Source organism: Azospirillum himalayense (assembly GCF_042657465.1).
Taxonomy (GTDB): Bacteria; Pseudomonadota; Alphaproteobacteria; order Azospirillales; family Azospirillaceae; genus Azospirillum; species Azospirillum himalayense.
Genome location: NZ_JBHSLC010000107.1, coordinates 102064 through 122498, shown reverse-complemented (window position 1 = coordinate 122498; position 20435 = coordinate 102064). Strand labels below are relative to the sequence as shown.

At 69.7% G+C, this 20435-nt stretch carries 18 protein-coding genes; 8 read left to right on the top strand and 10 right to left on the bottom strand.

Annotated elements, in window-relative coordinates; genetic code table 11:
- Positions 1 to 197: 197 nt before the first annotated feature.
- The gene (bla, locus tag ACFPMG_RS28630; protein WP_376998582.1) at positions 198 to 1088 is read right to left on the bottom strand and encodes a class A beta-lactamase; all 891 of its coding nucleotides are present in this window, start codon (positions 1086 to 1088) and stop codon (positions 198 to 200) included.
- A gap of 107 nt (positions 1089 to 1195) precedes the next feature.
- Here bla and ACFPMG_RS28625 point away from each other — a divergent pair, with 107 nt between their 5' ends.
- A complete protein-coding gene (locus ACFPMG_RS28625; RefSeq protein WP_376998581.1) occupies positions 1196 to 2071 on the top strand; it encodes a LysR family transcriptional regulator in 876 nt (291 codons plus the stop codon).
- 9 nt (positions 2072 to 2080) lie between these two features.
- Here the strand turns inward: ACFPMG_RS28625 and ACFPMG_RS28620 are convergent, their stop codons facing one another.
- Positions 2081 to 3067, bottom strand: a complete 987-nt coding sequence (locus ACFPMG_RS28620; protein ID WP_376998580.1) for an aldo/keto reductase — start codon at positions 3065 to 3067, stop codon at positions 2081 to 2083.
- 329 nt (positions 3068 to 3396) lie between these two features.
- On the opposite strand from ACFPMG_RS28620, the gene ACFPMG_RS28615 reads away from it, so the two are divergent.
- The 3 genes from ACFPMG_RS28615 to ACFPMG_RS28605 all read left to right on the top strand — a co-directional run bounded on the left by ACFPMG_RS28615 (position 3397) and on the right by ACFPMG_RS28605 (position 7954).
- Positions 3397 to 5424 (top strand): methyl-accepting chemotaxis protein, encoded by a 2028-nt coding sequence (locus ACFPMG_RS28615; protein WP_376998579.1) that lies wholly within the window; start codon positions 3397 to 3399, stop codon positions 5422 to 5424.
- A 116-nt stretch (positions 5425 to 5540) separates the two neighbouring features.
- Positions 5541 to 6680, top strand: a complete 1140-nt coding sequence (locus ACFPMG_RS28610; protein ID WP_376998578.1) for an SbmA/BacA-like family transporter — start codon at positions 5541 to 5543, stop codon at positions 6678 to 6680.
- A gap of 89 nt (positions 6681 to 6769) precedes the next feature.
- Positions 6770 to 7954: an HPP family protein gene (locus ACFPMG_RS28605; RefSeq protein WP_376998577.1), complete on the top strand. Its 1185-nt coding sequence runs from the start codon at positions 6770 to 6772 to the stop codon at positions 7952 to 7954.
- 55 nt (positions 7955 to 8009) lie between these two features.
- Here the strand turns inward: ACFPMG_RS28605 and ACFPMG_RS28600 are convergent, their stop codons facing one another.
- The 3 genes from ACFPMG_RS28600 to ACFPMG_RS28590 all read right to left on the bottom strand — a co-directional run bounded on the left by ACFPMG_RS28600 (position 8010) and on the right by ACFPMG_RS28590 (position 10859).
- Positions 8010 to 8894 (bottom strand): ParB/RepB/Spo0J family partition protein, encoded by an 885-nt coding sequence (locus ACFPMG_RS28600; protein WP_376998576.1) that lies wholly within the window; start codon positions 8892 to 8894, stop codon positions 8010 to 8012.
- On the bottom strand, positions 8884 to 9918 hold the full coding sequence (locus ACFPMG_RS28595) for an AAA family ATPase (protein ID WP_094303587.1): 1035 nt from the start codon (positions 9916 to 9918) through the stop codon (positions 8884 to 8886). Before ACFPMG_RS28595 ends, ACFPMG_RS28600 begins: the two co-directional genes overlap by 11 nt.
- Positions 9919 to 10085: 167 nt before the next feature.
- On the bottom strand, positions 10086 to 10859 hold the full coding sequence (locus ACFPMG_RS28590) for a M48 family metallopeptidase (RefSeq protein ID WP_014241992.1): 774 nt from the start codon (positions 10857 to 10859) through the stop codon (positions 10086 to 10088).
- Positions 10860 to 11018: 159 nt separating this feature from the next.
- Between ACFPMG_RS28590 and ACFPMG_RS28585 the strand changes: the two genes are divergently transcribed.
- Entirely contained in the window at positions 11019 to 11627 is a 609-nt protein-coding gene (locus ACFPMG_RS28585; RefSeq protein ID WP_376998575.1) for a flavodoxin family protein, read from the top strand.
- Between the two features lie 64 nt (positions 11628 to 11691).
- Positions 11692 to 12498, top strand: coding sequence for a hypothetical protein (locus ACFPMG_RS28580; RefSeq protein WP_376998574.1), 807 nt, complete (start codon positions 11692 to 11694; stop codon positions 12496 to 12498).
- 9 nt (positions 12499 to 12507) lie between these two features.
- Here the strand turns inward: ACFPMG_RS28580 and ACFPMG_RS28575 are convergent, their stop codons facing one another.
- Positions 12508 to 13536 carry an AbrB family transcriptional regulator gene (locus tag ACFPMG_RS28575; protein WP_376998573.1) on the bottom strand — a complete coding sequence of 343 codons (1029 nt, stop codon included), beginning with the start codon at positions 13534 to 13536 and terminating at the stop codon, positions 12508 to 12510.
- A gap of 213 nt (positions 13537 to 13749) precedes the next feature.
- On the opposite strand from ACFPMG_RS28575, the gene otnI reads away from it, so the two are divergent.
- Both otnI and ACFPMG_RS28565 read left to right on the top strand, forming a co-directional pair.
- Positions 13750 to 14538 carry a 2-oxo-tetronate isomerase gene (otnI, locus tag ACFPMG_RS28570; protein ID WP_376998572.1) on the top strand — a complete coding sequence of 263 codons (789 nt, stop codon included), beginning with the start codon at positions 13750 to 13752 and terminating at the stop codon, positions 14536 to 14538.
- 2 nt (positions 14539 to 14540) lie between these two features.
- Complete coding sequence (locus ACFPMG_RS28565; RefSeq protein ID WP_376998571.1) at positions 14541 to 15431, top strand: AEC family transporter; 891 nt, start codon at positions 14541 to 14543, stop codon at positions 15429 to 15431.
- A 109-nt stretch (positions 15432 to 15540) separates the two neighbouring features.
- Here the strand turns inward: ACFPMG_RS28565 and ACFPMG_RS28560 are convergent, their stop codons facing one another.
- Genes ACFPMG_RS28560 through ACFPMG_RS28545 form a run of 4 tightly spaced genes read right to left on the bottom strand, consistent with a single transcriptional unit; the run spans position 15541 to position 20328 of the window.
- Entirely contained in the window at positions 15541 to 16512 is a 972-nt protein-coding gene (locus ACFPMG_RS28560; RefSeq protein ID WP_376998570.1) for a glycosyltransferase family 2 protein, read from the bottom strand.
- On the bottom strand, positions 16509 to 17432 hold the full coding sequence (locus tag ACFPMG_RS28555; RefSeq protein ID WP_376998569.1) for a glycosyltransferase family 2 protein: 924 nt from the start codon (positions 17430 to 17432) through the stop codon (positions 16509 to 16511). The genes ACFPMG_RS28560 and ACFPMG_RS28555 overlap by 4 nt, the downstream gene beginning before the upstream one ends.
- Positions 17433 to 17467: 35 nt before the next feature.
- Positions 17468 to 18901: a lipopolysaccharide biosynthesis protein gene (locus tag ACFPMG_RS28550; RefSeq protein WP_376998568.1), complete on the bottom strand. Its 1434-nt coding sequence runs from the start codon at positions 18899 to 18901 to the stop codon at positions 17468 to 17470.
- Positions 18898 to 20328 (bottom strand): O-antigen ligase family protein, encoded by a 1431-nt coding sequence (locus ACFPMG_RS28545; RefSeq protein ID WP_376998567.1) that lies wholly within the window; start codon positions 20326 to 20328, stop codon positions 18898 to 18900. The genes ACFPMG_RS28550 and ACFPMG_RS28545 overlap by 4 nt, the downstream gene beginning before the upstream one ends.
- Positions 20329 to 20435: the final 107 nt, after the last annotated feature.

The window sequence follows — 20435 nt, the reverse complement described above, 5'->3', positions numbered from 1 at the left end:
AGGCGCTCCATTCTCACAAAAACGGGCGTCAGAGACGCCATTTTCAAGCCTCAGTGGAGGCAAAAAGCCAGAATATGTTCGTTTTTCCGCGACCTGCTAACCCTCTCCCCGCTTTCGGCGGACCAGAGGTCCGCCTGTCGCGTCAGCGCAAACTTCGTTTGCGCGTGAGCGGAGGGGAGAGGGGATTTCAAATGCGATCAGCCCTTGAGCGCGTCGGCGACGGCGCGGGCCATGCCGGCGTGGGTGGCGTCCCGCTCCTTGAAGGCGTCGGGCGTCTCGGTCAGGTAGCTGGCGATCAGCAGCGGCGCCCTCCCCTCCGGCCAGACGATGCCGATGTCGTTGGCCGTCCCTCGCACGCCCGTGCCGGTCTTGTCGCCGACGCGCCAGCCCTTCGGCAGGCCGGCGCGCAGCCGCTTGTCGCCGGTCCGGTTGGCGACCATCCAGGCGATGAGCCGCTCGCGCGACGCCGGGGTCAGCGCGTCGCCCAGCATCAGCCGCTCCATGCTGTGGACCATCGCCGCAGGCGTGGTGGTGTCGCGCGGATCACCGGGAATGGCGCTGTTCAGCGACGGCTCGTTGCGATCCAACCGGGTCTTCCGGTCGTCCAGCGTGCGCAGGAAAGCGGTCAGCCCGGCGGGGTCGCCCACCGCCGGCAGCAGCAGGTTCGCCGCCACGTTGTCGCTGAGCGTCATCGTTGCCTCGCACAGTTCGGCCACCGTCGGGGGCTGGCCGTCGAGGCGGGTTTCGGCGAAGGGGGCGTAGGGAACCATGTCCGCCTTGGTTACCCGGATGCGCCGGTCCAGCCGCTCCAGCCCCTCGTCCACCCGCTTGAGGACGGCGCCAGCCAAAAGAAATTTGAAGGTGCTGCACATCGGGAAGCGCTCGTCGGCGCGATGCCCGAAGCGCTGGCCGGTGCCGGTGTCGAGCACCGCCACGCCCAGCCGCCCGCCGCTGCGCTTTTCCAGCGCGGCGATCGCGTCCGCCAGCCGCTTATCCCCGAATTTTCTGGGTTTCTCCGCCTTCACGCCGGTCGCCGCCAGCATCGTCATGCCGCCCGCCGCGGCCAGGAAAGCCCGCCGTCCGATCATCGTGTCCTCGTCTCATGCCGTGTCGATGGACGGACGATAAAAAGCTCCCGGCGCTCGAACAAACGATGATAGTTTTCACAAGCCACAAGAAAAACTAATAGCTGTCCATGGCCCGCCCCCAGCTTCCGCTCAACGCGCTGCGCGCCTTCGAGGCGTCGGCCCGCCATCTCAGCTTCACCCGCGCCGGGCTGGAGCTGTGCGTCAGCCAGGCGGCGGTCAGCCAGCAGATCCGCACGCTGGAGGCGCGGCTGGGCGTTACCCTGTTCCGCCGCCTGCCACGCGGCCTTGCCCTGACCGACGAGGGGGCGGCGCTGGTGCCGGTGCTGATGGACGCCTTCGAGCGGATCGGCGCGACGCTCGACCGCTTTGCCGACGGGCGCTACCACGAGGTGCTGACGGTCGGGGTGGTGGGGACCTTCGCCACCGGCTGGCTGCTGCCGCGCCTGCCGGCCTTCACCGCCGCGAACCCGGCGGTCGACCTGCGCATCCTGACCAACAACAACCGGGTCGATCTGGCCGGCGAGGGGCTGGACTTCGCCATCCGCTTCGGCGACGGCTCCTGGCACGGCGTGGAGGCGGTGCCGCTGCTCGACGCCCCGCTGACCCCGCTCTGCGCTCCGGCGCTGGCGCAACGGTTGTCCGCCCCGGCGGACCTCGCGCGGGAGGTGCTGCTGCGCTCCTACCGGATCGAGGAGTGGCAGCGTTGGTTCGCGCTGGCCGGGGTGCCCTGCCCTGCCATCCGCGGTCCGGTCTTCGACTCCTCGCCCACCCTCGCCGCCGCCGCCGCGATGGGCGCCGGGATGGCGCTGCTGCCGGCGCGGCTGTTTGGGCACGACCTCGTCACCGACCGGCTGGTCCGCCCCTTCGCCATCGAGGTGCCGGCGGGCCGCTACTGGCTGACCCGCCTGCACTCCCGTCCCGAGACGGCGGCGATGCAGAGCTTCCGCCACTGGATCGCCGCCGCCGTCCGCATGGACGATTAGGCCGGAGTCTCAGGCTGGTGTTGGCGCCTGCTCCGGCAGGACGCCCGCCTGCTTCAGCTCCCGCCAGAAGTCCGCCGGGATCGGCTGCTTCATCAGCGCGACATTCTCCTGCACGCGCGGCGGGTTCTTGGTGCCCGGAATGACCGAGGCGACGACCGGGTGCGCCGCGCAGAACTGCAGCGCCGCCGCCCGCAGGTCCACGCCGTGCCGGTTGGCGATCTCGGCCAGACGGTCGCGCGCCGCCACCTTGTCCGGCGGAGCCTCCTGGTACTCGAAATTCTTGCCCCCGGCGATCAGGCCGGAGTTGTAGGGACCGCCGACCACCACATGGACGCCGCGTTCCTGGCAGCGCGGGAACAGCGTGTCCAGCGCCGGCTGGTTCAGCAGGCTGTAGCGCCCGGCCAGCAGGAAGACGTCGGGGTCGGCGCGCTCCAGCGCCATCACGCAGGGCTCCACCCGATTGACGCCCAGGCCCCAGCCGCGGATGACGCCCTCCTCGCGAAGCTGGGTCAGCGCCACGGCGGCGCCTTTCATGGCCGTGTCGAACACCTCCAGCCAGCGGTCGCCGTGGGCGTCCTCCGCGCAGTCGTGGATGTAGGCGATGTCGATGCGCGCCATGCCCAGCCGCTGCAAACTGTCCTCGATGGAGCGGCGGACCCCGTCGGCGGTGTAGTCGTAGTCCACCCGGAAGGGCAGCCCCTTCACGAAGGGCCCGTGCTGGCCACCCTTGCTGGCGTCGGCGCGCAGCAGGCGCCCGACCTTGGTGGACAGGACGAACTCGTCGCGCGGACGGTTGCGCAGGACATGGCCGAACCGGTGCTCCGATATGCCGGGGCCGTATTCCGGCGCCGTGTCGAAATAGCGGATGCCGGCGTCCCAGGCGGCGGCCAGCGTGGCCTCCGCCACATCGTCCGGCACCTCCTCGAACATGTTGCCGAGCGGAGCGCCACCGAATCCGATGGGTCCGGGCGGAGCGAAATGCTTGCGGTCCGGCATGATCGACCTCTCGTTGTTCCGTGCGTGCGCGGGATTCGAGTCTGCGCTCTTATGGCGCTTCCCTCAACATCGGCCCTCAACATCGGGATGGCTGCGGCGTTCCCATTCGCAACCGGCCGGCGCCGGCGTGGCGATTTGCGACGCGGATGGGAGCGCGTTGGCAATTTGCAACGGTTGGGAAGGGACAACCGCGTTCCCCGCTCGGGAATTTTGCTGGGTGGAACAGCAATTGCGCGGGGATTGGGAGTTGGTACGGAATTTGAGAATGATTTGATCCGGTGCGGGCAACCGACGCCGAACAAAAAATACCCCAGGCAGGACATCCCATCATGACCACCTCCCTTCGTGCTTTCGCCAACTTGCGCACCGCCACCAAGGTCTACACCGGCTTCGGGGTCACGCTGGCCCTGCTGGTCACGTTGGGCGCGGTGTCCTGGAGCGGTCTTCGATCCAACGACGAAGCGCTGCGCAGCTACGCGGCGCAGTCCGACGTCACGGTGACGCTGGGGGTGGCGGACACCGCGTTGTCCGACGCGCTGGGGGCGGCGGCGGAATTTCTCGTCGTCGGCACGGACGGTGCTGCCAACCGATTCCGCGCGACAGCCGGGGACTTCCGCCGGCAACTGGACAAGGCGGCCCCCGGCATCCGCGACGGCGCCGACCGTCAGGCGGTGGAGGAGATCCGCGGGCTGGAGCGGGATTTCCTGACCGGCTTCGACCGTCTGGTCGCCCTGCGCACCGAACGCGACGGCATCGTCGCCGAGGTCGTGAACACGCTGGGCGCCGACATCCGCCGGACGCTGAGCGATCTGGTCACCGCCGAACGGCAGACCGGCAATCTGGACCGCACCGTTCAGGCCGCGGGCGTCAGCGAGAAGTATCTGCTGGTGCGCGTGCTGGTCGCCCGCTTCGTGACCGAGACGAAGCCCGAGGATCTGGTCCGCATCCGCCAGGATCTGGCGGCGGTGGCCGGCGACGTCGAGGCCGAAGCCAAGGGCTGGGCCGACTCCCCGGGTGCCGCCAAGCGCACGGAGCTGCTCGCCAAGCTGCCGCGCTACACCGCGGGCATCGAGCGCATCGCCGCCATCGCCGAGGAGATGACGCGCGTCAACGCCGACACGCTGACCCGCGCCGGGGCCCAGATCAACGGGAGGATCGGGTCGATCCGCCAGCACTCCACCGAGGTCCTGAAGGGGCTGGAGGTCAGCGCCGCCGCCGCGGTGACCGCCGCCGAGCGGCAGGGCGCCGCGGTGACGGCCGCCGCCGTGGCGCTGGGCCTGCTGCTGGCCTGGATGATCTCGCGGGCGATCACCCGCCCGCTCGGCGCCATCACCGGGGCGATGGGTCGGCTGGCCGAGGGCGACCGTACGGTGCAGGTGGACGAGGGGTGGCGAAAGGACGAGATCGGGGCGCTGGCCCGTGCGCTCCAGGTCTTCAAGGCGAACGCCGAGGAGATGGAGCGCATGCGCAAGGCGCAGGAGGAGGCCGAACGCCAGGCCGCGGAGCAGCGTCGCGCCACCATGATCCGCATGGCCGACACCTTCGAGACGACGGTCCAGGGCATCGTCGAGGCGGTGGCGAGCGCCGCGGGCGGCATGCACAACGCCGCCAGCACCCTGTCCGGCACCGCGGCGGACGCCAGCGAGCGCTCGCTCCTGGTCGCCTCCGCCTCCGAGGAGGCGTCGGCCAACGTGCAGACCGTCGCCAGCGCGACGGAGGAGCTGTCGGCGTCGATCGCCGAAATCGGCCAGCAGGTGGAAATCTCCACCCGCATCGCCGGTCAAGCGGTGACCGACGCGGAAGGAGCCGACCGCACCATGCGCGCCCTGGTCACCGCCGCCGAGCAGATCGGACAGGTGGTGGAGATCATCAGCGGCATCGCCGCCCAGACCAACCTGCTGGCCCTGAACGCCACCATTGAGGCCGCCCGTGCCGGCGAGGCCGGCAAGGGCTTTGCCGTGGTGGCGGGCGAGGTGAAGGCGCTGGCCAACCAGACCGCCAAGGCGACCGACGAGATCCAGTCGAAGGTGCAGGAGATCCAGCAGACCACCGGCGGCGCGCAGAAGGCCATCGGCAGCATCGGTCAGACCATCGGCCGGATGAGTGAGATCGCCACCACCATCGCCGCGGCCATCGAGGAGCAGGCCGCCGCCACCCGCGAGATCGCCAGCAGCGTGTCCCAGGCCGCCCAGGGGACGGAGGAGGTGTCGCGCAACATTGCCGGCGTCAGCACGGCGGTGTCGGAGACCGGCAGCGCCGCCAGCCATGTCCATGGCACGTCGGAGGAGTTGGCCGCCGAGGCCGAGCGCCTGCGCAGCGAGGTCCGCAGCTTCATCGCCACCGTCCGGGCCGCCTGATCCGGCGGGATGAGGGATCGCTGCTTGTTCCGGGCTCAATTCGCCAGATGGGTGGTAGACTGAATCGGGGCGCCTGAATGTCGGGCGTCTCGGTTGGGCGGCCGGGATGGGCGGCCATGGCGAAAAGGATTTCCCCAAAGACGGCCTCCGGTTTCGCTCGGCGCTTCGCCGGGCTGGCCGGGGGCTACTGGTCGGGACGGGACCGCTGGTCGGTGCGGCTGCTGGCGGCGGCCCTGCTGGCTCTGACGGTGGCGCAGGTGTCCGTCCCGGTGATGATGAACCTGTGGAGCCAGCGCCTGTTCGACGCGCTGGAGCAGCGGGCGATGGACCGCCTGCCCGTTCTGGCCGCGGCGGCCGGCGGCATCCTGCTGTACAACATCGCCGTCACCGTGGCGCATCTGTGGGTGAAGCGGCGCCTCCAGTTCGGCTGGCGGGCGTGGCTGACCCGGCGGCTGGTCGGCGCGTGGGTGTCGGACGGGCGGGAACTGGCCCTCCCCTCTCGTCCAGGGGACCACGACAATCCGGACGGGCGCATCGCCGAGGACGTCCGCATCGTCACCGAACTCGCCATCGATCTGGGGCATTCGCTGACCTACTGCCTGCTGTTGCTGGTGAGTTTCGCCGGCATCCTGTGGCAGCTTTCCGGGGTGGTGCCTGTCGCGTTCGGCAATGTCAGCCTTGCGGTGCCCGGCCATCTGCTTCTCCTCGCCCTTGCCTTTTCCGCGGCGGGGACCGCCGCCGCCTTCGCCGTCGCCCGGCCGCTGGTCCGCGCGGCGGAGCGCAGGCAGGGGTTGGAGGCCGATTTCCGTTTCGGGCTGGCGCGGGTTCGCGAGAACGCTTCGGTCATCGCCCGGCAGCGCGGCGAGGCCGTGGAGCGCGGCCGCATGGCCTTGCTGTTCGGCGGGGTGCGCCGCGGCTGGGACGGGCAGACCGGCGCGCTGGTCCGCGTGATGGCCTTCGGCGCGTCCTATTCGGTGCTGTCCGCGGTCTTTCCCATTCTGGTGGTGGCGCCCCGCTACGCCGCGGGAGCCATCACGCTGGGGGTGATGATGCAGACCGCGCAGGCTTTCCAGCAGGCCGTCGCCGCGCTGTCCTGGCCCATCGACAATCTGGCGACCGTCGCCCAATGGAAAGCCTCGGTCGAGCGCGTGTTGGGGCTGAAGGAGGCCCTGGACGGGATCGTCTCCTTGCCCCCGGTCAAGGCGCCCGCTCCCGATCTTCGGTCCGATGGCGGCGGCACCGTGCGGAAACGGTGACGCGGTCCGGCAGTTTCCGTTTGACCTCAACTTAGCTTGAGGTTCTATCCTGCCGCCGCACGCCGAAACCTTGGGAGGGACCGGGCCGAATGCACCGTGAGATACGGCTCCTGCTGCGCCGCTGGAAAATCATTCTGCTGAAGAAGCGTGAAAACCGCCGCCGCCTTGCCTTGTTCAGACCCATCCTGCCCGGTGCGAACCTGAAGGACCGGCTGATCGCCTGCTGCGGGGCCATGCTCGGCCTCGCCGCGACGGGCCTGCTCTGCCACAACCTGCTGACCCACCTCACCAGCGCGCCGGCCCTGGTGGCGCCGATGGGAGCGTCGGCGGTCCTGCTGTTCGCGGTGCCGGCCAGCCCGCTGGCCCAGCCCTGGTCGATCATCGGCGGCAACACCCTGTCGGCGCTGGTCGGGGTGATGGTGGCGGCGCTGATCCCCGACCCGATGCTGGCCGGCGGCGTGGCGGTGGCGCTGGCGATCGCGACCATGTCGATGACGCGCTGCCTGCACCCGCCGGGCGGCGCCGCCGCGCTGACCGCGGTGATCGGCGGCCCGGCGATCGCGGCGTCGGGGATGCAGTTCGTGTTCTATCCGGTGGCCGTCAACTCCATCCTGCTGGTGCTGGCGGGCTGGACGTTCCATCGCTTCTCCGGCCATTCCTACCCGCACCGGGCGCCGCCCAAGCCGGCCAACAGCCACGGCACCGCCGATCCGCCCGCCCGGACGCGCGGCGGCCTGACCGCCGACGACCTCGATGAGGCGATCCGCGAGCTGGGGGAAGCGCTGGACGTCAACCGCGACGACCTGAGCGCCCTGCTGGAGAAGGCGGAGCTTCACGCCATGGAGCGGATGCACGGCGGGATCACCTGCGGCGACATCATGTCCCGCGACGTGGTGACGGTCAGCGCGGAGGCCCATCCGGAGGTGGCCCGTGCCCGCCTGATCGAGCATGCCTTCCGCACCCTGCCGGTGGTGGACCGGCGCAACGTGGTGGTTGGTCTGGTCGGGCACCAGCATCTGGTCGGGAACGCCGCGACGGTGGCCGCGGTGATGGCCCCTCCGGTGACCGCCGGCCCGGAAACCCCGGCCTTCCGCCTGCTCGGTCCGCTGTCGGATGGCGGCACGCACGAGGTCGCCATCGTGGATGGGAGTGGCGGGCTGCTGGGCGTGGTGACCCAGACGGACCTGCTGCTGGTGATGGCCCGCACGAATCTTTTGCAATCGTTGGAAAGCGCCCGGAGCCCGGCCGTGCTGGTGGCACCGGCAAGCCGCTGAACCGCAACGGCAGCCACGGCCCCGCGAGAAAATTTTCTCGCGGGGCCGTCATTTTTTACTCCCCTCCCCTGCCCTTCCCGGCGTTGAGGATCGCGTCGATGTCGTCGCGGATGGCGCGGAGCGTCTCGCGGTCGATGTCGGCCAGGGTCAAGCCCTGTTCACGGACGGCGGCGACGGTCTGGCGCGCTCCGAACACCGCCTTGGCCAGCGGCTTCGGCAGGGCGCTGCCGGTGGTAACTGCGTTGCTGCGGGGCTTTGCCGCCGCGGGCGCCGGAGCCTCCTCGTCGGCGGAGCGCCGGGTCATCTCATTGACCAGCGCGTCCCAGCCGCGCAGCTGTTCGCCCTCCCCTTTCAGCCGGGCGATCTCCACCAGCCGGTAGCGCGCCGGGCGGTGCAGCGGATACTCGTCGCGGATGCGCTGCGGCAGGCGGCTGATGAGGAGCGCGCGGGAAATGTCCACCCGGTCCTTGCCGACGATCCGCCCGACATCCTCCTGCCGGTAGCCGTGGCGCTCCATCAGCCGGGCGTAGGCGTCGCCCTCCTCGAAGGGCGACAGGTCGGCGCGGACGACGTTCTCGATCAGCGCCAGCTCGTCCGACGCCCCGGTGACGGTGACGGCGTAGATGGTCGGATGGCCGAGTGAACGAACGGCGCGGAAGCGCCGCTCCCCGAAGACGAGCTGGAAGCGGCCGTCGCCCAACTGCTGCACGCCGACCGGCTGGGCCAGCCCGTGCTGCGCGATGGAGGACTTCAGCGCCTCCATGTCCGCCTCGTCGAAATGGCGGCGCGGCTGGTCGGGGTTGGTGACGATGCGGCCGACGTCGATCTCCACGACGACCGGGCCGCGGCGGTTGAAGCCCTGCCCGTCCTCGCGGGCTTGGCGCTCCGCCGCCGCGGTGGTCAGAACGCCGGTGTTCGTCCGGGCCAATTTACGCGACATGGGCCATCACCTCCGGCATGCGGGCACGTTCCTGGATCAGCGCGTCGGCGACGGCCTGATAGACCTCATAGCCCGGCGCGTCCGGCACCGCCTCCAGCGCGGCGCGCCCGGCGGCCACCGCCTGGGCGTAGACGGTCGCCCGCGGGATCGGGCCGAAGACGCGCAGCTTCGCGCCGAACAGGTTGCGGATGTCGTCGAGCGACGCCTGGTCCTGGGTCAGCCGCGCGTTGAACATAGTCGGCAGGATGCCGAGAACGCTGACCCCCGGGTTGGCCCGGCGGCGGATCATGTCCAGGTTCTCCAGCAGGAACTCCACGCCGGCGACGCTCAGCATCTCGGTTTGGCAGGGAATGGCGACGGTGTTGGCGGCGGTCAGCGCGTTGCGCGCCAGCATGCCGAAATGCGGCGGGGTGTCGACGAAGATGAAATCGTAGCTCTGCCGCGCCCCGCCATCCAGGCATTCACGGAGCGCGCAGTCTCCCGAGGACTGGCTTTGCAGCTCCGCCTCCGCGTCGCCCAGCCGCATGCCGCTGGGGATCACGTCCAGCCCGCTGTCGGTGGTGACGATGTAGTCGCCGAGGTCGAAACCTTTCCCACGCGATTTCAGCGCCTCCACGGACGCCTTCAGCGCGTAATAGAGGGTTTTCTCCTCGCGCTCGCGCTCGATGGAGTTGATGCCGAGATGAATGGTGGCGTTGGCCTGCGGGTCCGCGTCGATCAGCAGGACCTTGAAATGCCGGGCGAGCAGGGTGGCGGTGTTGACGGTGAAGGCGGTCTTGCCCACACCGCCCTTGCGGTTGGCTGCCGCACAGATCAGCGCCGGGCCATGCTGCGTCACCGTTCCGATCTTCTCCTGCAACAGCAGGGAAATGACTGGGGCGGGGATCTTCTCGCTGCCGTTTTCCCAGCGCGAGATCTTCGCCTTGTCGTATTTCCGACCGAGTTTTTCGTTCAGCCAAGCCGCGAAATCCGGCTGGTTCAGCGTCCGGCCTTCCCGGAACGCCTTGATGTCCTCGCCGCGCATGGTTCATTCCCCTGCCTTGCCCCGAGGCCACTTTTGCGCGGCGCCGGAGTCCGGTCAAGCCGGAATGTTGACTCCGGGGCAGGGAAGGGGAGTCAACATTCGGCGAGAAAATTTTCTCGCGGGAAAAGCGTTCGGCGGAGGCACGATGCGCGCCCCCGCCGGTCCGCTCAGCTCGGCTTGTAGGCCGCCTTCGCCTCGGGCATCAGCTTTTGCAGCGCGGCGATGCGGTCCGCCGTGCCGGGGTGGGTGGACATGAAGGTGGGCTGCTCGGCCCCGGCCTGCTTCATGTTCTGCCACAGCTCAATGGCCGCCTGCGGGTCGTAGCCGGCGCGGGCCATCATCAGCAGGCCGGCGCGGTCGGCCGCCAGCTCCTGGTTGCGGGAATAGGGCAGCAGCAGGCCGTACTGCGCGCCGGTGCCCAGCGCTGCGGCGATCATCTCGCTGCCGCCGACCCCGCTCGCCCCGGCCACGGCCCCCAGGATGCTGGTGCCGGCGTCGGTGGCCATCTGGGTGCTCACCCGCTCGGCGGCGTGGCCTTCCAGATTGTGGGCGATCTCGTGACCGATGACCGCGGCGAGCTGTGCGTCGGTCTTGGCGTATTGGAACAGCCCCTCATAGACGCCGATCTTCTGGCCGGGCAGGGCGAAGGCGTTGGCTTCCTTGCCCTGGAACACGCGGACTTCCCAACCCGCAGGGTCGAGCGAGGCGGCGCGCAGCAGGCGGGCCGAGATCTGCTCGGCGCGGCGCTGGTAGCTGGCGTTGGCGGTGGCCGGGGTCGACTGGATCAGGCGCTGCCAGTCCTGCTGGCCGAGTTCGACAAGCTGTTCCTGCGAGACGAGGTTCAGCCCGAGCCCCGTCGAGTTTCCGGCGCATCCGGCCAGCGCCAGGGACCCGGCCAGCGCCGCGGCAAGGCACAGGGGTCGGACGGTCATGGTCGGCATGTCTGTTCCTCCGTTGTGGTTCTATCCGCCGCATCCTATCCGATGGCGGATGGGCTGTGCCGGGGCAATTCGGTGGCGGTGTTATGAGGGCCGCAACGTTTCGAAGGGCGGGATGTTGCCTCCGATCACCGCCGATGTGGAACGAACCGGGAGCACAGCATGCCGATCAAAGCCTTCGCGCTGAACTGCACCCTGAAGCCGTCGGGAAAGCCCTCCTCAACCGACGCAATGATCGGCCTGCTCCAGAAGGATCTGGCGGCCCAGGGGGTTGCGGTGGGGGCGCCGGTCCGCGTCGCCGATCATGACGTGAAGCCCGGCGTCACCTCGGACGAGGGGCCGGGTGACGCTTGGCCGGACCTGCGCCGCCAAGTGCTGGGGGCGGACATCCTCATCCTTGGCACGCCGATCTGGATGGGCCAGCCGTCCAGCGTGTGCAAACGGGTGCTGGAGCGCATGGACGCCTTTCTGGGCGAGACGGACGAGCAGGGCCGCATGGTGTCCTACGGCAAGGTCGCGCTCGTCGCCGTCGTCGGCAACGAGGACGGCGCCCACCATGTCTCGGCGGAGCTGTTCCAGGCCTTGAACGACGTCGGCTTCACGCTCGCCGCCAACGCCGTTTGCTACTGGGTGGGGGAAGCGATGCAGAAGACCGACTTTCAAGATTTGGACGGGGTGCCGGATAAGGTGGCCTCCACCTGCGCCATGGCCGCGCGCAACGCCGCCCACCTCGCGCGCTTTCTGAAGGAGAAACAGTATCCCGGCGAATGACGGCGACTGGTGATTAGACGTCTAATAGCGTCGCATCGCCTCCTCCTCCCGCCCGTGCCATTCCGTGGATATCCGGGAAAGAGGCTTCTCAACCGCCCGCGCGATTCCATGTATAGTCGGTCTTGTAGGCCGGCGATGCGATGGTGTCGCCGCGGGTGGATGGTGGCAGGAGGAACGGGTGGCGACGCTCAAGGAATTCGAAGAAGCCTTGAAGACGGCGGGCAACACGGAGGCCCTGGAGATCCTGGGCAAGCTGCGCGAACGCGATAAGGCCCAGCGGTCGATCCGCCCGGCGCGGCGCGTCGTCGGCAAGAAGATGACCCCGGAACTTGCCGCGCAGATTCTGGAGCTTCACCGCACCACCGACATGACGCAGCAGGAGATTGCGTTCCAGCTCAGCGTCAACCAGGGGCGCGTGAACGAGGTCATCAAGCGCGGCAAGTGGCTGAACGACGACCCGAATGCGCCGGAGGCCGTCGCCCGCGACAAGGCCAAAGCCCGCGCCAAGGATGGGATGGGCATCGATCCGCGCCCGGCCCGCCCGAAGAAGAAAAAGGCGGACAAGCCGGCCGAAGGCGCGGCCGTGGAGTCGGTCCAGGAGGCCGCGGCGGAGGACGCGACGCCCGTCGAAGCTCCGGCTGCGGAAGAACCGACGCACGCCCCTGAGCCGGTCGCGGCGACCCCGCAAGCGCCCGCGCCCGAACCGGCTCCTCTGGAACGGGTTGAGATGGCCCTGAACCCGGACGCCCAGGATTCGACGGCCCAGGAAAAGCCGACTGAGGAGAAGGCGGCGGCGGAGAAGGCGCCAAAGGAGAAGAAGAAAAAGCGCAAGGCCGAGCCGCCGGCGCAGCTTCTCTTCGACGGGCTGTAAGGCGTCCGCTCAGCCGCGGCGGGGTTGCCACCAGCGGGCCAGAAAGCCCAGCCCGGCGAAGCGCACGACGTGATGCGTGCCGACGAAGGCGGTGTCGAGGCCGAGCACGAAGGCCACGATGGTCATCGCCTCGACCCCGCCCGGCGCGTAGGCAAGCCAGAGCTGGCCGAAGGGCAGCCCGAGCAGCCAGCCTCCCGCCCAAGCGAAGATTGAGGACAGGACGAGCGCCAGCGCCACGCTTTCCAGCGACGGGCGTAGCGCCGCCCGCAGGGAGGCCAGCGTGACCCCGGCGAAGCGCGACCCGATCAGCGCCCCCGTCACCACGAACCCCGCGTTCAGCAGCCAGTTCGGCAGGCGGTGGTCGACAAGGCCGCTGCCGTGCAGCAGCGCGCTTCCCAGCATGGCGCCGAGCAGCACGCCGCCGGGCACGCGCAGCTTCTGGAACAGCAGCCCGGCCAGGGCGCTGGCCCCGATCAGCAACGCCAGTTCGGGCAGGGCGTCCGCCGCGTCGGATAGGGCAGGGCGGGGCGGCAGGCCCGGCGTGGACGACACCAGTTCCAGAAGCCAAGGCATGGCGGCGACCAGGACGAACAGCCGCAGGCTCTGCGCCAGCGCCACCCGCGGCAGGTCGGCCCGGCTCTCCGCCGCCAGCACCAGCACCGCGCCCAGCGCGCCGGGAACGGCGGCGTAGCGCGCGGTCGCCGGGTCCCAGCGGTGCACCCGCTCCAGCCACGCCGAGCAGGCGTACAGGCAGGCCATCACCGAACCGGCGAGCAGCGCCATGCTGAGCGGCCAGGAGGCCATCTGGTGCAGCGTGTCGGGCGTCACCCCGGCGCCCATGGAGATGCCCAGCAGGATGAAGGCGGCGGTGCCGAGCGGAGAGGGCAGGCGCAGTTTCAACCCGCCGAGCGCCCCGCCGGCCACCGCGGTCATTGCCCCCATCAACCACGCCGCGGGCAACCCCGCGATGGCGAACAGCCCGCCTCCCAAAGCGGCCAGAAGGAGGGTCAGGGCGGTGGTGGCGAGTCGCTTCATCATCCGTCGGGTCCGGCTGCGGCAAGGGCCGTGCACTGTGCGTGTCACCCGCAATATCGTGCAACCGGTATGGGCGGTCACCTGACAAGCGTGTGCGGCATGGGCCGGCGATTGTCCGGACCGTCCGCCTGCTGCATTGTCGGAACAACCAGCCGCCACGGCGGCCCAGACGATAGGGGAGGGGACCATGCCCACGAGATCCACGGGACGGACGCCATGAGGTTCGCCGCCAACCTGTCCATGATGTTCACCGAGCGGCCCTTCCTGGAGCGGTTCGGCGCCGCGGCGGCGGCCGGCTTCGACGCGGTGGAATTCCTGTTCCCCTATGACGTTCCGGCGGAGCGGATCAAGGCGGCGCTGGACGCCCACGGGCTGACCCAGGCGCTGTTCAACCTGCCGCCCGGTGACTGGGCGGCGGGGGAGCGCGGCATTGCCAGCCTGCCCGGTCGCGAGGTGGAGTTCCGCGAGGGCGTGGCGACCGCCATCGCCTACGCCAAGGTGCTGGGCAACCGGCTGCTGCACTGCATGGCCGGCATCCCGCCGGAGGGGCAGGGGCACGATGCAGCTCTGGCGCTCTACACGGACAACCTCCGCCATGCCGCGGCGGCCTGTGCGGAGGCCGGGTTGACGCTGCTGGTGGAGCCGATCAACAACCGCGACATGCCGGGCTATCTGATGAACAGCACCGGGCTGGCCCGTCGCGTGATCACGGCGGTGGGGGCGCCGAACCTGAAGCTCCAACTCGATCTCTACCATTGCCAGATCAGCGAGGGCGACCTCGCCACCCGCATCCGGGCCAACGCCGACCTCACCGCCCATGTGCAGATCGCCGGCGTGCCCGACCGCCAGGAGCCCGACCGCGGCGAGGTCAACTATCCCTACCTGTTCGAGGTTCTGGCCGACACCGGCTACCGCGGCTTCATCGGCTGCGAGTACCGGCCCCGCGCCCGGGCGGAGGATGGGCTGGGCTGGTTCCACGCCGCAAGCAAGCAGGCTGCGCGCTGACCATGGATCTGCTCGCCCCCCTGTCCAGCATCGCTGCCGTCGTCGTGCCGGTGTTCCTGATCGCCGCCCTCGGCTTCGGCTGGAGCCGCGCCAAGCTTCCCTACGACAGCGCCTTCATCACCACCTTCGCCATCAACGTCTCCACCCCCTGCCTGGTCTTCTCCTCGCTGGCCCGTCTGACCTTGGGAGGGGACGACCTGCTGACCATGGCGGCGGCCTCGGTCGGCAGCATGGCGCTGGCCGGGCTGATGGCGACGCCGATCCTGCTCGCCAGCCGTTTGCCTCTGCGCGTCTATCTGCCGGCGCTCAGCTTCCCTAACGGCGGCAACATGGGCATTCCCGTCTGCCTGTTCGCCTTCGGGGAAACCGGCATGGGGCTGGCGGTGCTGTTCTTCGCGACGCTGGCCGTCCTTCAGTTCACCATCGGCCCGGCCCTGGCGGCGGGGCGCACGGACGCCAAGCAGGTGCTGCGCACCCCGGTGATCTACGCGGTGGCGCTGGCCGTGCTGGTCCTGATGACTGGCTTCCAACCGCCGCAATGGGTGACCAACACGACGACTCTGCTCGGCAACTGCGCGGTGCCGCTGATGCTGTTCTCGCTGGGGGTGGCGCTGGCGGGCTTGCGGATGCAGGGCATGCTGCGGTCTTTGGCCATGTCGGCGCTGCGCCTGCTGCTCGGCTTCGCCGCCGGGCTGGCGGTGGTGGAGCTGCTGGGCCTGGAGGGCACGATGCGCGGCGTCGTGCTGCTGGAAAGCACCATGCCGGTGGCGGTGTTCAACTACCTCTGGGCGCTGCGCTACAACAACGCGCCGCAGGAGGTTGCCGGGATGGTGCTGGGCTCCACGGCGCTGTCGTTCCTGACACTGCCGCTGCTGCTGGCCGCAGTGATGTGAGGGGAGGGGAACCAGAGTCTTGCCCCCACCCCGGCCCTCCCCCGCTTCGCAGGGGAGGGAGAAACAGTCCCCTCCCCTGCGTTAGCGGGGGAGGGTTAGGGTGGGGGCCTCACGCCGTCGCGGCGTCCGAATGGGTCGCCGCGCGCACCCGGCGGTGGAAGGACGGCGGCACCACGCAGGTTCCGAAGAACATCAGGTAATGCCGCATCTTCGGGTCGCCCGCCCGGGTCGCCTCGGCCAGCAGGCGGCGGACGGCGTTCCAGTCGCCCTCGCGGCGGGCCATGCCGACGACCTTGGTCATCAGGAAGGCGGCGTAGGCGTTGCCGGTCATCAGCGGACGGTGGGTCCGTGCCCACTCGAAGGCCTGCCGCCAGTCGTCCACCGAATGCAGCGAAGCGCGGCCCTCGTCGATCTCCACGAAGCACAGCGGCTCATCCACGAAGACCAGCTCCGCGCCGGGTTGATCCAGCGCGCGGAACAGCCAGCCCCAGTCCTCGAAATGCCGGTAGTCCGGCATCGGCACGGCGAGCGCCAGAGAGCGCGGCACCATGATCGTCGGGGTGGCGAGATAACCGGGGCGGGACAGCGGGCTGCGGCGGTCGATCAGGTAATCGCTGATCGGCTCGCCCGGCTCCGGCCGGCGCTGCGGCCAGACGTAGCGGCGCTCGCCGATGCTGACGCTGGTGCTGCAGGAGACGACCGGCAGCTTGGCGCCCGACGTCTTGGCGGCGGCGAGCTGCCGTTCGAGCTTCTCCGGCGCCCAGGAATCGTCGTCATCCAGGAAGGCGATCCACTCGCCGAGCGCCGCTTGCACGCCAGCGTTGCGCGCCCCCGCGGGGCCGAGCGACGCCGGGTTCTGCACGATGCGCAGGCGGTGGTCCTCCACCGCCTCCAGCGCGGCGACGGTGGCGGGGTCCGGCCCGTCGACGACGACGACGATCTCCAGATCCTTGATCGTCTGGGCGCGCACGCTCTCCACGGCCTTCAGCACGAGATGCGGGCGGTTGCGCGTCGGGATGACCGCGCTGACGGTGATGGGCGGGGCTTCCGTCGCGCCGCCCTTCATGTCCGCGTCCTTCATCGCTTGTACTCCAGATATTGGAAGCCCATCAGGCCGTAGAGATAGCCGCTGCCGACGCAGATCTTCTGGAGCCGGCGGATCGGCCAGCTTGTGTCGAAGGCCATCACCATCGGCACCAGCGGCAGGGCGGCGAGGTTCAGCGCGATGTGCGCGAGGCCCAGCGTGGAGCGCTTCACCAGCGTGCGGCGCTGGCCGTTCAGCTTGGCCTCGGTCAGCGACACGCAGGTGCCGAGCCGGAAGGCGCGGCGCAGGATCCAGCGCGCGGTCATGCGGCTGGCCGGCACATGCTCCTCGATGGTCGCCTCGTCGCACCAGACGATGCGGTGGCCCTGGCGGCGGATCTGCTCGAAGAACAGCACGTCGCTGCCGCCGGACAGGCTCAGCTCCGGGTCGAAGCGCACGCCGCCCTTCAGGATGGCGCGGCGGAACAGCACGTTGCCGGTGGCACAATAGGCCGGCTCGCTGCCCGTGGGCATGCGTTGCAGGTCGTGGAAGCGGCCCTTGGTCAGCCAGTCCGGCGGGCGCTTCTCGTAGATCGGCAGGACCGGGCCGGCGACCACGGCGGCGCCGGTGCGCTCCATGGCCGTCACCAGCCAATCCAGCCAGCCGGGGCTCGCCACCTCGTCGTCGTCGATGAAGGCGATCAGGTCGGCGTCCGTGGTCTCGTCCAGGCAGCGGTTGCGGGCGGCGGGAATGCCCGGCACCGGCTCCGCCGCGTAGCGGATGGGGAAGCGCCAGTCCTGCGCCATCTCGCGGCACAGCGGTTCGGCGGAGCGCGCCGGGTCGTTGTCCACCACCAGCACTTCGACGTCCAGCGGGGCGTCGGGGTTGAAGGTCAGCCCCTCCAGCGACAGCAGCGTGCGGTGTAGATCCTTCGGCCTGCGGTAGGTGCACACGCAAACCACCAGCTTTTTCGACATGGTGCCTGTTCCTTCCTCACGCCTGTTCATGGTGTTCATGCCGGGGATCGGGTGCGTTTCAGCCGGGCCAGCGCGACCCGCACCTGACCCATCAGGTTGGCGGGGTTGAGCACGGCCAGGGCCAGCAGATAGAGGCTGCCCGCCGGGGCGAGCTGGACGAGCAGCAGGTCGCTTTCCATCGCCGCGACCTTCAGCCCGGCGGCGAAGAGCAGGGCGGCGGTGGTCACCTTCAGAAGATCCTTCACCGGCACCGCCAGCACACCGGCCCGCGGCATCAGGATGACCGCGGCCACCACCCAGCCGAGCTGGGCCGCCAGCGAGCCGTAGGCCGCCCCGATCACCCCGAAGCGCGGGATCAGGAACAGGTTGGCGCCGACGTTCAGCACCGCCGTCAGCATGGTCAGCTTCAGGATGTAGCCGGTCTTCTTGGTCAGGTGCAGCGACAGGTCGAAGTGATAGATGCGCAGGATGCTGATGAAGACCGACAGGGCGACGAGCGGCATGATCGCCGCACCGGTCTCGCGGTACGCCTCGCCGAGCAGGAGCCCGACGATGCCCTGGGCGGAGATCACCTCCATCAGAACCAGCGGCAGGCAGACCAGCAGCAGGATCGTCAGGTTCTGCGCCATGATCGGGCGCGCGGCCCGTGGGCCGGCGCTGTCGAAGGCGCGCGACGCCATCGGCAGCGTGACCAGCGAGGCCGCCGACGCCACCAGCATGATCGGCTGCTTGGCGAGGTCGAAGGCCATGGCGTAGGCGCCGGCCGCCGCCTCGCCGATGAACCAGTAGATCAGGAAGCGGTCGGCGAAATCGAGCGCCCAGCCGACCATCAGGCTCAGCATCAGCGGGCCGCCGAAGGTCAGCAGCAGGCCGACCCTCTCCCGCGTCGGCCAGCGCAGCGCGATGCCCTTGAGGTCGGAGCGCAGCCAGATCGCCGTGACCAGCAGGAAGCCGATGCTGGTGCCGAGCAGCAGCCCCTCCTCCTTCCAGCCGATCAGCACGAAGGCGGAGCCGAGCGCCAGCCCGAACAGCGCCTTGGCGAAGGACTTGGCCGCGAAGACCGAGCCCTTCAGCCGCGCCCGCGACATCTGGATCGACAGGTCGAACCAGGAGATCAGGATCGCGATGACCGGCAGATACAGCACATAGTCGATGCCGTTCATGCCGGGGTAGAAGGCGACCACCGCGCCCAGGATGGCGAGCACCCCGCAGGCAACCACCAGGAAGGCGGTGACCACGGTGGAGAGCCAGGCGTCCCGCTCCGCCGCGTCGCCGCCGCACTTGCGCAGGACGAACAGGCCCATCCAGGAGAAGCCGCAGGCGTTAATCGCCGCCGCCGCCGCCATCACCAGCGCGTAATGGCCGTAGGCCTCCGGCGTGACGATGCGCGAGAAGACCGCGACCGCGGCGAAGCCCAGGATGCCGACGGCGATCCGGGTCGCGAAGAAGGCGAAGCCGCTCGACATCATGACCGCGACTCCGCAACCGGGATGCCGTTCCGCAGCTTGGGCCGCCGTCCCGCCGCCGGCCGCGGCGTCAGGGCGTGGGCATGGACCGTCTTGGCCAGCCGCGTCTGGAAGGCGGTGAAGAGGAACCACAGCAGGCCGTTCTGGATCAGCAGGCTGCTTTCCGCGACGTTGCCGAGCAGGAGCATCATGGCGAAGACGATGTGCCAGCGCGCCGCCCCGCTGCGGTCGACCGGGACGATCCGGGCGATCCGCGACAGGTAGATCGCATAGGCCACCAGGAAGAGGCCGAGGCCGAGCAGGCCCACGTCCAGCGTCGTCTGGATGAAGCCGTTGTGGGCGTGGATGTCGAAGCGGCCCGAGGTGCGCCAGAACAGCGCGCCCGGCGCGTCCAGCCCCGACCAGAAGGCGCTGAAGCCGTAGCCCAGCACCGGCTGCTGCTCGATCATCCGGATCGCGAAGTCCCAGATCAGCGTGCGCCCGGTCAGCGTGATGTCGCGGCCGAGCAGCGCGGTGATGCTTTCCAGGTTCAGCAGCGCGAAGATGGCGGCCAGCATGATGACCATGGTGCCGCCGTACAGCTCCAGCGCCAGCGACCCCGCGTCCTGCCGGTGGGTGACCAGCATGACCAGCGTCATGCCGGCCGTGGCGACGATCAGCGCCGTGGCGGAGCCGGACATGGCGAGACAGCCGGCCATGATGGCGAAGGTGCCCAGCCGCCAGACCAGCGCCATGGTGTCGGTCACCGGGCGGGAGCGCAGGACGAACAGCCCGGCGGTCAGGCCGAAGGCCATGGCGTCGCCCAGGCCGTTCTTGTGGGAGAAGACGCCGCGCCACTGCGATCCCTGCTCCGCCGGCATCAGGCCGTAGCTCGGCAGGCCGACCGCCAGCAGCGCGCTCAGCACCGCCAGGACGAAGACCGCGCGGTGGATCAGCCGGGCCAGGGCGACCTCGCCGTAGGACAGGCCGACATAGAGGCCGAAGATGGTCGTGCCGACCAGGGCCACGCTGCGCCGGATGGTCAGCGACGGGTCATGCGACCATTGGCTGGACGCGATGGCCAGCACCACCATGAGCGCCATGGGAATGCTGAGATAGCGGAAGGCCCGCACGCCGTGGAGCATGACAATCCGCAGCAGGGCCGTGGCGTAGAGGCCGGCGAAGATGAGCTGCTTGATGGTGTCGCCGGAGGATTCCGGCGCGCCGCCTGCGCGCAGGATGAAGCGCTGCGAGGGCGCGGACATCATCACCGACAGCAGCGCGTCCCACAGCAGGATCAGGCCGATGGCGCACACCACCTGATCGAACAGGCTGGGCGTGAGATCGGCCGCGCTGCGCAGGAGCGGCGTCCGTGGCCGGGCGGGCGGCGCGTCCGCAGCGGGCGCCGCCGCCAGAGCGGCTCGGTTTCGCGGAAATGGCGTTGCACTCATCCTGTTCCCCCGATGAACCCTTTAAACCCTCTCCCCTCCGGGGAGAGGGAGGGGACCCACCGCATCAGCGGTGGGGAGGGTGAGGGGGTTGCGCTTTTGCCGGACGG